At 60.5% G+C, this 11,716-nt stretch carries 13 protein-coding genes; all 13 read left to right on the top strand.

Features of this window, described 5'->3' with window-relative positions:
* Positions 1-67 precede the first annotated feature (67 nt).
* The 13 genes from IGS60_RS08875 to IGS60_RS08815 all read left to right on the top strand — a co-directional run bounded on the left by IGS60_RS08875 (position 68) and on the right by IGS60_RS08815 (position 11,702).
* Positions 68-907 (top strand): DUF5677 domain-containing protein, encoded by an 840-nt coding sequence (locus IGS60_RS08875; RefSeq protein ID WP_230503827.1) that lies wholly within the window; start codon positions 68-70, stop codon positions 905-907.
* A gap of 108 nt (positions 908-1,015) precedes the next feature.
* Positions 1,016-1,867 (top strand): DUF6602 domain-containing protein, encoded by an 852-nt coding sequence (locus IGS60_RS08870; protein ID WP_230503825.1) that lies wholly within the window; start codon positions 1,016-1,018, stop codon positions 1,865-1,867.
* 171 nt (positions 1,868-2,038) lie between these two features.
* Complete coding sequence (locus tag IGS60_RS08865) at positions 2,039-2,701, top strand: phage baseplate assembly protein V (protein ID WP_230503823.1); 663 nt, start codon at positions 2,039-2,041, stop codon at positions 2,699-2,701.
* A complete protein-coding gene (locus IGS60_RS08860; protein ID WP_230503822.1) occupies positions 2,698-3,042 on the top strand; it encodes a GPW/gp25 family protein in 345 nt (114 codons plus the stop codon). Before IGS60_RS08865 ends, IGS60_RS08860 begins: the two co-directional genes overlap by 4 nt.
* The gene (locus tag IGS60_RS08855) at positions 3,039-3,950 is read left to right on the top strand and encodes a baseplate J/gp47 family protein (RefSeq protein WP_230503820.1); all 912 of its coding nucleotides are present in this window, start codon (positions 3,039-3,041) and stop codon (positions 3,948-3,950) included. The genes IGS60_RS08860 and IGS60_RS08855 overlap by 4 nt, the downstream gene beginning before the upstream one ends.
* Positions 3,943-4,563, top strand: a complete 621-nt coding sequence (locus IGS60_RS08850; protein ID WP_230503818.1) for a phage tail protein I — start codon at positions 3,943-3,945, stop codon at positions 4,561-4,563. The genes IGS60_RS08855 and IGS60_RS08850 overlap by 8 nt, the downstream gene beginning before the upstream one ends.
* Positions 4,560-6,092, top strand: coding sequence for a phage tail protein (locus tag IGS60_RS08845; protein ID WP_230503816.1), 1,533 nt, complete (start codon positions 4,560-4,562; stop codon positions 6,090-6,092). The genes IGS60_RS08850 and IGS60_RS08845 overlap by 4 nt, the downstream gene beginning before the upstream one ends.
* Before the next feature lie 2 nt (positions 6,093-6,094).
* A complete protein-coding gene (locus IGS60_RS08840; protein WP_230503814.1) occupies positions 6,095-6,589 on the top strand; it encodes a hypothetical protein in 495 nt (164 codons plus the stop codon).
* A 33-nt stretch (positions 6,590-6,622) separates the two neighbouring features.
* Positions 6,623-7,798, top strand: coding sequence for a phage tail sheath protein (locus tag IGS60_RS08835; RefSeq protein ID WP_230503813.1), 1,176 nt, complete (start codon positions 6,623-6,625; stop codon positions 7,796-7,798).
* A gap of 50 nt (positions 7,799-7,848) precedes the next feature.
* Positions 7,849-8,358 (top strand): phage major tail tube protein, encoded by a 510-nt coding sequence (locus IGS60_RS08830; RefSeq protein WP_070289540.1) that lies wholly within the window; start codon positions 7,849-7,851, stop codon positions 8,356-8,358.
* Positions 8,359-8,400: 42 nt separating this feature from the next.
* Positions 8,401-8,709: a phage tail assembly protein gene (locus tag IGS60_RS08825; RefSeq protein ID WP_230503811.1), complete on the top strand. Its 309-nt coding sequence runs from the start codon at positions 8,401-8,403 to the stop codon at positions 8,707-8,709.
* An 8-nt stretch (positions 8,710-8,717) separates the two neighbouring features.
* Positions 8,718-8,831: a GpE family phage tail protein gene (locus IGS60_RS08820; RefSeq protein WP_071650284.1), complete on the top strand. Its 114-nt coding sequence runs from the start codon at positions 8,718-8,720 to the stop codon at positions 8,829-8,831.
* On the top strand, positions 8,832-11,702 hold the full coding sequence (locus IGS60_RS08815; RefSeq protein WP_230503809.1) for a phage tail tape measure protein: 2,871 nt from the start codon (positions 8,832-8,834) through the stop codon (positions 11,700-11,702). It begins immediately after the preceding gene.
* Positions 11,703-11,716: the final 14 nt, after the last annotated feature.

The raw sequence follows: 11,716 nt of genomic DNA, 5'->3' as shown, positions 1-11,716 counted from the left end.
AATATATTAAATATCTAGGCACTGACTGCTCGTATCCCAACAGAATAAATGACGGTAAAAAATCTCGATGACAGCAACACCCACTGACGATTTTTCAAAGCTGTTAGGCAAGCTTGGTACTCTCATCAATATACCGCCGAAAAGCATGCTCACTCGTGAAAACGGTTGGAAAAACCACGGACAGTTGATGGTTATCAAAGCCTATTGCCACTTACAGTCCATTGCACTATTAGCTGAAAGTACAGCTGGAGAAAAATCTTCACAGATAAGTCACATCGATCACGGATCGATTGCTGTGATCGCACGCGCGGCTTATGAAACCTTCGTGTTATTTAATTTCATATTCCTTGAAGAAGATCCCGAATTGCGGCAGTTCCGGCATCAGGTATGGCGTCTGAGTGGACTTATGAGTCGAATGAAATTGAACCGTGTACCGGGACTTCCTAGTGAGCGTTTAGAGCAAATCAAAATCGAAACTAATGAAATTGCTCGACTGCAGCCGATCATCGAAGGGAGCCGATACTTTACAATGCTCAGCAAGCAAGCCAAGAAAAATGTGCGCCAGGGAGATGGCGTCCGCCTCGGTGCCGCATTAATTGATTTAGCTGAACAGGCCGGATTGCCACGCAAATACGTTGCCGACATGTACACACATTTTTGTAACTCCTCTCACGCCAATGCTATTAGTGCATTTCAATTAAGCGAAACTCTTAAGGACGGCACATCTCCGATAGTAGCTCGTGGCATGATCGGTTTTTGTTGCATTTTGCTGACCCAAATGATTTTCGCTTATGCCAAATTTTTTGACGAGGTCCAAGATTACGTAGTTACAGACACCGAATTAGTAGACCTTCTTACAGTTTGGGCAACATTAGGCGAGGCATTCAGTGCGATGTATGAAGATTAGAAAGAACTATTACTTAAAACAAAATTGCCCCCACGAGGAATAATAAGCTATTCTTCAGAATATTATTCACAACGACAGACACCACCAAAAATAAATTGAGAGCCTATTTTGAATCAAACATTTACTGCCCTATTAAAAGAAAAAATTGAGCTTTTTAAATATTCATTCAGTTCTTCGGCAAGACAAGCCTTTGTCCATCCTGAGACTGGAAAGCTCTTTCATCCAGGCGAATTCGGCACATATAGAGAGAGTATTTTTCGTGAATTCTTAAAGTTATGTGTACCATCTAGACTCGAAATAGGATCGGGATTTCTAATAAATTCCAAAGGAGATGTCTCAACACAAGCCGATATTGTCATTTATGATCGCTCAGCAATTCCCCGAGTAGAATCCAATGAACACCAACGTTTTTTTCCAGTCGAGGGAGTATGTGCGATAGGTGAGGTAAAAAGCCGCCTTTCAAAAGCCGGTTTGCGCGAAGCACTTAATAAACTAGCAAGATTAAAAGCAATCGCTGATCATGTTTCATCGACCATTCCGATATTTCGAGACAGAACATACAATCAGCATGATTTCAATCGTGAAATGCTTTGCTACGATCAAATATTCTCATTTCTTGTATGTGAAAGCTTTGATTTCGACTCCACATCTTTACCCTCTGAAGTCTCAACGTGGTATGACAGCGATGTGAAAAATCATCATAAGCACAACATGGTTCTGAGTATAAAGGATGGATTACTACTTTACGTTGATGAAAAGAATAAAACTTGGATGTATCCTCCATCTCGTTACATTCCATCAAAGAATAGACTTCTAACCCCAGGAGATAACGAAGCAATCCATTTCCACTATTTTGTTTCTTACATGTTTATGTCAACAACAAGCACAACAATTTTATTTCCGGAAATGACTGAATACATGCCAAGCTTAGTTGGGGGGTTTAACTGCGACGAACAATAATATTATGTAGATTTACATGCAAAAGAATTTGTATCGCAGTAAAAATTCAAGAATAAAAAATATCATAATGAAAAGATCAACATAATATTTAGAACAGCATCATAGTTATTAAGCCACATATCAACCCGCCCCCGCGTGCATCCGCACGCGGACTTCGGCAACATGCATTGCATGAACGCCGACCTGTCCGACCTCCTCCGCTTGCTGCAAAACCTGATCCGCCTGGGCACCATCGCCGAGGTCAAAGGAGCCAAGGCGCGCGTGCGGCTGGGGCCAACCCTCACCACAGAATGGCTGAGCTGGGCCACACGACGCGCTGGCAATACGCGCACCTGGTCGGTACCTACCTTGGGCGAACAGGTGATCGTCTTTTCCCCCGGCGGCGACCTGACGCGCGGCATCATCGTACCGGCCGTGTACTCGCAGGCGTTTGACGCCCCCGAATCCAGCCCCACCATTCACACCACGCATTACCCTGACGGCGCCGTGGTGCAGTACGACCACGCGGCCCACACCCTGACGGCCACCCTCCCCGGGGGCACCGCCACCATCACGGCCGACAAGGTCACGTCGAACGCACCGAGCACCATCTGCACGGGCGACCTGACCGTCATGAAAAATCTGATCGTCAAGCAGTCCACCACCGTGGAAGGCGCCACCACGCTGAACGGCGGCGTGAACGCCAAGGCCGGCGCCGCAGGCGGCGTGGCCATGGCCGTGCAAGGGAGCATCAAAGCGACCGAGGACGTGCTGGCCGGCGCCATCAGCCTGGCCAAGCATCCGCACGGCGGCGTCAAGGCAGGCGGCGACCAGTCGGGCGGGCCGCTGCCATGATGGGCATGCACGCCGCCACCGGGCGCAGCCTGACGGGCCTGGGCCACCTGCGCCAGTCGGCCACCGACATTCTCACCACGCCCATGGGTTCGCGCATCCGGCGCCGCCGCTATGGTTCCGAAGTGCCCGAGCTGATCGACCAGCCCCTGAACAGCGCGACGCAATTGCGCATCTACGCGGCCACCGCCTTTGCCCTGCGCCGCTGGGAGCCGCGTTTGCAGCTCGCCAGCGTGCAGCTCACGCGCGACACGGACGGCGCCATCACCCTGCTGCTCGACGGCACGGCCAACGGCCAGGGCATCACCCTGTCCGTACCCGTCAAGCAAGGCGGCATCGTATGAGCACGCCCATCGACCTGACCCAATTACCCGCGCCCAGCGTGGTCGAGGTGCTGGACTTCGAAGCCATCCTCAGCACGCGCAAAGCCCACCTGGTGAGCCTGTTGCCGGAAGCCGAACGCGCGGCCGTCACGGCCCTCCTGGCCCTGGAATCGGAACCGGCCACCAAGCTGCTGGAAGAAAACGCGTATCAAGAAACCATTCTGCGCAACCGCGTCAACGAGGCCGGCAAGGCCGTCATGCTGGCGTTCGCCCTCGATGGCGACCTCGATCAGCTGGGTGCCAACGTCAACGTGGCGCGCCTGACCATCACGCCGGCCAATCCCAACGCCCTGCCGCCTGTGGCCGCTGTCATGGAAGACAACGACGCCTACCGCCTGCGCATCCAGGAAGCACCGGATGGCCTGTCCGTGGCCGGCCCGAAAGCGTCCTACGAATTCCACGCCCGCAGCAGTGACGGCCGCGTCAAGGATGCGAGCGCCACCAGCCAGGCGCCGGCGCATGTCACCGTCACGGTTTTGGCGAACAATGACACCGGCATCGCCGACGACGCGCTCTTGGGCACCGTGGCGCGCGCGCTCAACGCCGAGGAAGTGCGCCCCCTGGGCGACCGCCTCACCGTGCAGGCCGCTCAGGTCATCGACTACCAGATCGAGGCCACCTTGTTTATCGGCGTCGGCCCGGAAGTGCCGATTCTGCTGGACGCCGCGCGCGCCAACGCCGTGCGCGTGTCGCAGCCGCGCCGCCCGCTGGGCCACAGCATTTATCGTTCCGCCTGCAGCGCGGCCGTCCACGTCGAAGGCGTGCGCAAGGTCGTCTTGACCAGCCCGGCGGCGGACATCGAACTGAACGCCACCCAAGCCGCGCGCTGCACCGCCATCCATTTGAATGTGGTCGTGCTCGATGAATAAGACCGTGCCGACCCTGCCGCCCAACACCACGGCGCTGGAGCGCGCCATTGCCGTGGCCTGCGCCGAGCTGGTCAACGTGCCCGTGCCGCTGCGCGAGCTGTGGAACGCCGACCGCTGCCCCGTTGCCCTGCTCCCATTCCTGGCCTGGGCCTGTTCCGTCGACCGCTGGGACGATGCCTGGCCCGAATCGGTCAAACGCGGCACGATCAAGGCGTCTTACTTCATCCACAAGCACAAGGGCACGATTGCCTCCGTGCGCCGCGTGGTCGAGTCCCTGGGCTATTTGATCCGCATCACCGAATGGTGGCAGACCACGCCGCCAGGCGTGCCGGGCACCTTCCGCCTCGACGTCGGCGTGCTGGACTCCGGCATCACGGACGCCATGTTTCAGGAAATGGAACGCCTGATCGCCGACGCCAAGCCCGTCAGCCGGCATTTGACGGGCCTGGCGCTGTATCTGGAAACCCGTGGCCAGGTGCGGATCGGCTTGAGTACCTATCACGGCGATGCGATGACGGTCTATCCATGGATCGCCGAAGAAATCGAAGTGCGCGGCACGCTGGTACAAGGCGGCGCACCCCATACCATTGACACCATGACCATCTATCCATGAGCACATACTTTGCCATTCTGACGCAGGTGGGCGAGGCCAAGCTGGCCAACGCCATCGCCCTGGGCCACACCCTGAAACTGAAAAAAATGGGCGTGGGCGACGGCAACGGCGCCCTGCCGATCCCGGACCGCTTGCAAAAGGCGCTCGTGCATGAAGTGCGCCGCGCCGACCTGAACCAGCTCGCCATCGACCCGGCCAACGCCAGCCAGATCATCGTCGAGCAAGTCTTGCCCGAGGACGTGGGCGGCTGGTGGCTGCGCGAAATCGGCCTCTACGACGAGGCGGGCGACCTGTGCGCCGTGGCCAACTGCCCGCCCAGCTACAAGCCCTTGATGGTCGAGGGCAGCGGCCGCACGCAGGTTGTGCGCGTGGTGCTGATCGTCGCCAGCACGGCCGCCATCGAGCTGAAAATCGATCCGGCAGTGGTGCTGGCCACGCGCCGCTATGCCGACGAGCAGGATATCGAAGTGCGCGCCGAGGCGCGCGCCTATGCCGACACGCTGCTGGCCCAGCACCTGGCCGCCGCCGACCCGCACCCGCAGTACAAGCCGAAAGAGCTGGCCATGTTGAACAAGTCCGTTGCCGGCAAGGTCGACGTGGTGCTCACCGAGGCGGAAGCAAAGGCCGACGTGCTGCAGTTCACGGGCGCGCTCACCGGCAATATCAACGTCATCGTGCCGGCAGCGGCGCGCAGCTGGACCGTCCACAACAAGACCACGGGCGCTTTCACTCTGACATTCAAGACGGCAAGCGGCAGTGGCCTGGCCATCGGCCAAGGACAAACGCGCGCGCCCTACTGCGATGGCGTCGACGTGCTCTCACGCATCAGCGAGGTGAATACCGCGCCCCAGTTTGACGACAGCACCAGGATCGCCAGCACCGCCTTCGTGCGCCGCATCGGCTTGCAGGCCGCCGCCCTGTACACCCTGGGCGCGGGCGCCATCAAGCTGACGCCTGCCGACGTGGGCAAGACGATCGCCTGCGATGGCGGCAATGCGCCTGCCGTCACTCTGCCCAACGTGGCGCTGTGCCCGCCTGGCAGCCGCCTGGAATTTGTCTGCGGATCGACGCATCAGGCAGGCATGACCATCAATACCCTGGGCGGCGACCTGCTGGGCATGAGCAGCGTCAGCGTGGCCGCTATCACCCTGCTCGATGGCGACACGCTCACGCTGGAATCGAATGGCGTCGGTGCCTGGGTTGCCGTGGGCGGATCGGTGCAGTTGCGCTATTCGTCCATGTTTTCCGCTTCCCTTGACCAGAGTGGCCATCAGCGCCTGCCCAGCGGCTACATCCGGCAATGGGGCGTGGTCGGCAGCGTGCCGCAAGGCGGCAGCGTCTACGTAGCCTTTCCGATGGCATTTCCACGCGAAGTCTTTGTCGTGATTCCGGCAGTGGCGGGCCAGGGCGTGGCGTCGCCAACGCCGTTCTCACCGGGCGCCAGCACGCCCAGCCTGAGCGGCGTCACCCTATTCAACAACGGATCGAATGGCGCCATGCAGGTCGCCTACGAAGTCACCGGGAAATAACCATGCAAAAACTGTTCTCTCTGACCCAAATGGGTTTCTACCCGGCCGACATGCGCGCCGAATACGTCGCCGCCGGTAGCTGGCCCGACGATGCCGTCGAAGTCAGCCAGGAGGTCGAGGCCGCCCTGCGCAAAGCCATTGAATCGGGCTGCAGCATCAACCAGGGAAAAGGCGGCGTATGGAAAATGACGCCCCCGGCGGCGGCGCCGTTTGCGGCACTGGCGGCGACCTATCTGGACACCGTGCGCAAGACGCGCGACGCCATTCTGAACCGCCTGGCCGGCATCGGCTTTGCGGCGATGTCCGATGGCGACAGCGCCACCGTCGCCGCGATTGCCGCCGCGCGCCTGCGCCTGCTCGACATCACCGCCTGCGCCGGCGTGCTGGCCGCTGGCGACCTCGACGCGCTGCGCCTGGCCATTGCCGACGAATACGCGCAGATCGCCGCCACCCTGCCGGAAGAGGCGCAGCGCGCCTTTGCCGAAAACCTGCAGTAACCACCCGAAACTTTTTTCTACCAGGAGAGCCACATGGCCACCGACTACCACCATGGCGTGCGCGTCATTGAAATCAACGAGGGTTCGCGCCCGATCCGCACCGTCTCCACTGCCGTGCTGGGCCTGATCGCCACGGCCGACGACGCCGACCCGGCCGCTTTCCCGCTCGACACGCCCGTGCTCGTCACCAACGTGCTGGCCGCCATGGGCAAGGCCGGCAAGACGGGCACCCTGTACCGCGCGCTGGAAGCGATTGCCGCGCAAACAAAACCCCTGACCATCGTCGTGCGCGTGGCCGAGGGCGAGACGGAAGCGGACACCACCAGCAACGTGGTGGGCGGCGTGTCGCCGGACGGCAAGTACCTGGGCGTGAAAGCCTTGCTGGCCGCGCAAAACAAACTCGGCGTGAAGCCGCGCATCCTGGGCGCGCCGGGCCTGGACACCAAAGCCGTCACCAACGCCCTGGCCAGCGTGGCGCAGCAACTGCGCAGCTTCGTGTACGCCTCCGCGTATGGCTGCAACAACGTGGTCGCCGCCACCACCTATCGCGGCCAGTTCGGCCAGCGCGAGGTCATGATCATCTGGCCCGATTTTGTGAACTGGGATACCGCCATCGACGAGGAGGCGAGTATTTCCGCCGTGGCCTACGCCATGGGCCTGCGCGCCAAGATCGACGAGGAAACGGGCTGGCACAAGACGCTGTCGAACGTCGTCATCAACGGCCCGACCGGCTTAACCCAGGACGTATTTTTCGACCTGCAAGACCCGGCCACCGACGCCGGCGTGCTCAACGCCAAAGAAGTGACCACCCTGATTAACATGGGCGGCTACCGATTCTGGGGTTCGCGCACCTGCGAGGCGCCGGGCGGCTTCTTCTATTTCGAGAACTACACGCGCACGGCCCAGGTGCTGGCCGACACCATCGCCGAGGCGCATTTCACCTTTGTCGACCTGCCCTTGCACCCGTCCCTGGTGCGCGACATGCTTGAAAGCATCAATGCCAAGTTCCGCGACCTGAAATTGCAGGGCTACATCATCGACGGGCATGCCTGGTATGACGAGCAGTACAACGACAAGGACACGCTCAAGGCGGGCAAGCTGGCCATCGATTACGACTACACGCCCGTGCCGCCGCTGGAAAATCTGCGCTTCCAGCAGCGCATCACCGACCGCTACCTGGCCGACTTCGCCTCGCGCATCGCCGCTTAACCGACCCCGTGCCCGCCGTGCGCGGGCGCAACTGACCACTGGAGAACGCTATGGGCATGCCCCACAAACTTAAACAATTCAACGTATTTCAAAACGGCGTGCTGTTCATGGGCATGGTGCCCGAAATCACCTTGCCCAAGCTGAGCCGCAAGATGGAAGAGTACCGCGCCGGCGGCATGAGCGGCCCCGTGTCCGTCGACTTCGGCAATGAAGCACTGTCACTGGAATGGAGCGCAGGCGGTCTGATCGCCGAAGCCTTAAAGCAGTACGGCGCGCATGCGCACGGCGCCGTGATGCTGCGCTTCGCCGGCGCTTACCAGAACGACGAAGACGGCAACGTGGCCGCCGTCGAAGTCGTCGTGCGCGGCCGCTACAAGGAAATCGACATGGGCGGCGCCAAGATGGGCGACGACACCACCCACAAGTACACCATGGCTTGCAGCTATTACAAGCTGATGATCGACGGCGCCACCGTCATCGAACTGGACTTCATGAGCGGCATCGAGAACATCGGCGGCGTCGATACCAATGCGGCCATCCGCAAGGCCAGCGGCCTGTAATCCCCCTTTTACTTTTCACCACCACCCTACAAGGACAACACCATGAACAGCGAAAACAACAATCAAGCCGTCATCGAACTGGACGAGCCGATCAAACGCGGCGACACCTTCATCACCGCGCTGACCGTGCGCAAGCCCAAGGCGGGCGCCCTGCGCGGCATTTCCCTGATCGAGCTGGCCAACCTGAACGTGTCGGCCTTGCAGATCGTGCTGCCACGCATCACCGAACCGACCTTGACCGCGCATGACGTCGCCAACATGGACCCGGCGGACCTGCTGGCCGTGGGCGCCGAGGTTGCCGGTTTTTTGGCGAGCAAAGCCGATCGCCTTTCGGTATCCCCGGCGAAGTAGAAGACGCCATGGCCGACATTGCCGGCGTCTTCCACTGGACGCCGGCCGCGATGGACGGTTTTACGATTGATGAACTGATGGCCTGGCGCGAACGCGCCCGGCAACGAAGCGGAGCGGAATAGATGGCTGGTCGGGATCTGAAATTACAGGTGGTATTTGCGGCACTGGACAAGATTACCGGCCCGCTGAAAAAAATCATGGGCGGCTCGAGCGACACGGCCAAGGCCTTGAAGGCGACCAGCGACCGCTTGCGCGACCTGAACGCGCAGCAAAAGAACATCGGCAAATTCCGCGAACTGCACGGCGGCCTGGACGCCACCCGCGCCAAGCTGGAAGCGGCCCAGCAGAAGGTGGCCAGCCTGGCCACCAAAATGAAACAGACGGAAGCACCCACGCGCGCCATGACGCGCGAGTTGAACGCCGCCGTCAAAGCGGCCGCCGCCCTCAAGACAGCCGGCCAGCAGCAGGCCCAGCAACTGCAGGTCATGCGCGAACGCCTGGCGGGTGCCGGCATCGGCACCAAAGACCTGGCCAACCACGAGCGCACCTTGCGCCGCGAGATCGAGGCCACCAACAAAAGCATGATATTGCAGCAGCAGAAGCTGGCCAACGCGGCGGCCAAGCAGCAGCGCGTCACCAATGCCACTCAGCACGCGGACAAGCTGCGCAACAAGGCGGGCAATCTGGCCATGGCCGGCGCCGGCGCGACCGCCACGGGCGCCGTGCTGGGCGCGCCCATCGTCAAGGGGCTGGACGAGGCCAAGCACTATCAAACGGAAGTGGGCCGGGTCAATGCGCTGGGCCTGGGCGACAAGGTATCAGCCGAGGCCGTCGCCTTCGCGCGCAACATGAAAACCTACGGCACCAGCCAGCTCGACAACCTGCAGTTGATGCGCGACGGCATGAGCGCCTTTGCCGACGTGCACCACGCGGAAATGGTCGCCCCTACTCTGGCAAAAATGAAATTTGCCAATCATGCCTTCTTCGGCGAGGCCGAGGGTGCCGACAACGAACGCAAGTTCATGGACATGCTCAAGGTCATCGAGCTGCGCGGCGGCCTGGAGAGCAAGGAAAAGTTCGAAGCCCAGGCCAACATCGTGCAGCAGGTCATCACCGCCACCGGCGGGCGCGTCGGGCCGAATGAATGGCTGAACATGATTAAAACGGGCGGCATCGCGGCCAAGGGCCTGAAAGATGACGCCTTTTACTACCAGATGGAACCGCTGGTGCAGGAGATGAGCGGCAACCGCGTCGGCACGTCCCTGATGAGCGCCTACCAAAACTTGTACCAGGGCCGCACGACCAAACGTTCGGCCAAGAAACTGGAAGAATTTGGCTTGATCGGCGACAAAAGCAAGGTCACGCATGATAAAGCGGGACAACTTTCCTTCCTCAATCCTGGCGCGCTGCTGGGTTCTGAGCTGTTCCGCGAAAATCAGTTTGAGTGGATGGAAAAGGTGCTTTTGCCGCAACTGGCCAAGAAAGGCATCAAAGACAAGAATCAGGTGCTCGACGCCATCGGCAGCATCTTTTCGAACCGCACCGCGTCGAACTTGTATTCGCAGATGTACCTGCAGCGCGGGCAAATCCACAAGAACGAAAAGCTCAACCGTGGCGCCGCCAATATTGGCCAGCTGGAAAAGCTGGGCCGCGACTCGGCCGCCGGCAAGGAACTGGAAGCGCAGTCGAAGCTGGCCAACTTGAAACTGACCATGGGCGAAAAAATCCTGCCGCTGTATGCGCAGGGACTGGAAATGGCCATCAGTGCCATCACACGCCTGAATGCCTTCATGGAACGCAACCCGACCGTGGCCAAGATCATGATTACCGCCTTTGCCGTGCTGGCCGGCATGCTGCTGGTGCTGGGGCCGCTGATGCTGGGCATTGCCGCCATGATCGGCCCGTATGCCATGCTGCACGTCATGTTCGCCAAGATGGGCGTGACCGGCGGCGTGCTCACGCCCATCCTGCGGGGCCTGGGCGGCGCCTTCATGTGGGCCGGGCGTGCCGTGCTGTGGCTGGGCCGTGCCTTCATGCTCAACCCGATTGGCCTGGCCGTGACGGCCATCGCCGGCGCCGCTTACCTGATCTACAAATACTGGGAGCCGATCAAGGCGTTTTTCAGCGGCATCTGGTCGCACATCAAGACTGCCTTTGCCGGCGGCATAGGCGGCGTCAGCAGTCTGATCGTCAACTGGTCACCGCTGGGTCTGTTCTATCGCGCCTTCGCGGGCGTGCTGGGCTGGTTCGGCATCGCGCTGCCGGCCAAGTTCACCGACTTCGGCGCCAGCATCCTGCAGCGCATCACCGCATCCTGGCAACCTATCGCCGCCTTCTTTGCCGACATCTGGTCGCGCCTGCGCACGGTCTGTGCCGGCGGCATGGGCAGCATCACGGCCCTGATTATCAACTGGTCGCCGGTCGGCGTGTTCTACCAGGCGTTCGCAGGCGTCATGAGCTGGTTCGGCATCAAGCTGCCGGCCCAGTTCACCGAGTTCGGCGCCAACATCCTGCGCGGCCTGGTCAACGGCATCACCGGGTCCATGGGCGCCGTCAAGGACGCCATCAGCAATGCCGGTTCCAGCACCATTGCCTGGTTCAAGGAAAAGTTGGGCATCCACAGCCCGAGCCGCGTGTTTGCCCAGCTGGGCGACTACACCATGCAGGGCCTGGCCGTGGGCCTGGACCGCAGCGAAGGCGCGCCGATTGCCAAGGTATCCGGCCTGGCGCAGCGCCTGACGCAACTGGGCGCCGGCATCGCCATCGGCACGGCCACCGCCCTGCCCGCCAGCGCCTTCGACACGCGCGCCCCGCTGTCACAGGGCGCGTTCGGCGCTGGCATGACCATCCAGGGCGACAAGATCGAAATCACCTTCCATGTACAGGCCGGCACCGATCCGCAGGCCATCGCGCGCGCCGTGAGCGTGGCGCTCGATCAGCGCGACCGCGAAAAGGCGGCACGCATCCGCTCGTCCCTGCGCGACCACGATTAAGAAAGAAAAGCACC

It is taken from the genome of Janthinobacterium sp. FW305-128 (assembly GCF_020858135.1).
Classification (GTDB): Bacteria; Pseudomonadota; Gammaproteobacteria; order Burkholderiales; family Burkholderiaceae_D; genus Janthinobacterium.
The sequence above is the reverse complement of the archived record's forward strand: the minus strand, read 5'-3'. Positions and strand labels throughout refer to the sequence as shown.

Coding starts and splice junctions, on each gene's coding strand:
- IGS60_RS08875 (WP_230503827.1), top strand. CDS start 68: ATGACAGCAACACCCACTGACGATTTTTCAAAGCTGTTAGGCAAGCTT.
- IGS60_RS08865 (WP_230503823.1), top strand. CDS start 2,039: ATGAACGCCGACCTGTCCGACCTCCTCCGCTTGCTGCAAAACCTGATC.
- IGS60_RS08860 (WP_230503822.1), top strand. CDS start 2,698: ATGATGGGCATGCACGCCGCCACCGGGCGCAGCCTGACGGGCCTGGGC.
- IGS60_RS08855 (WP_230503820.1), top strand. CDS start 3,039: ATGAGCACGCCCATCGACCTGACCCAATTACCCGCGCCCAGCGTGGTC.
- IGS60_RS08850 (WP_230503818.1), top strand. CDS start 3,943: ATGAATAAGACCGTGCCGACCCTGCCGCCCAACACCACGGCGCTGGAG.
- IGS60_RS08845 (WP_230503816.1), top strand. CDS start 4,560: ATGAGCACATACTTTGCCATTCTGACGCAGGTGGGCGAGGCCAAGCTG.
- IGS60_RS08840 (WP_230503814.1), top strand. CDS start 6,095: ATGCAAAAACTGTTCTCTCTGACCCAAATGGGTTTCTACCCGGCCGAC.
- IGS60_RS08835 (WP_230503813.1), top strand. CDS start 6,623: ATGGCCACCGACTACCACCATGGCGTGCGCGTCATTGAAATCAACGAG.
- IGS60_RS08830 (WP_070289540.1), top strand. CDS start 7,849: ATGGGCATGCCCCACAAACTTAAACAATTCAACGTATTTCAAAACGGC.
- IGS60_RS08825 (WP_230503811.1), top strand. CDS start 8,401: ATGAACAGCGAAAACAACAATCAAGCCGTCATCGAACTGGACGAGCCG.
- IGS60_RS08820 (WP_071650284.1), top strand. CDS start 8,718: ATGGCCGACATTGCCGGCGTCTTCCACTGGACGCCGGCCGCGATGGAC.
- IGS60_RS08815 (WP_230503809.1), top strand. CDS start 8,832: ATGGCTGGTCGGGATCTGAAATTACAGGTGGTATTTGCGGCACTGGAC.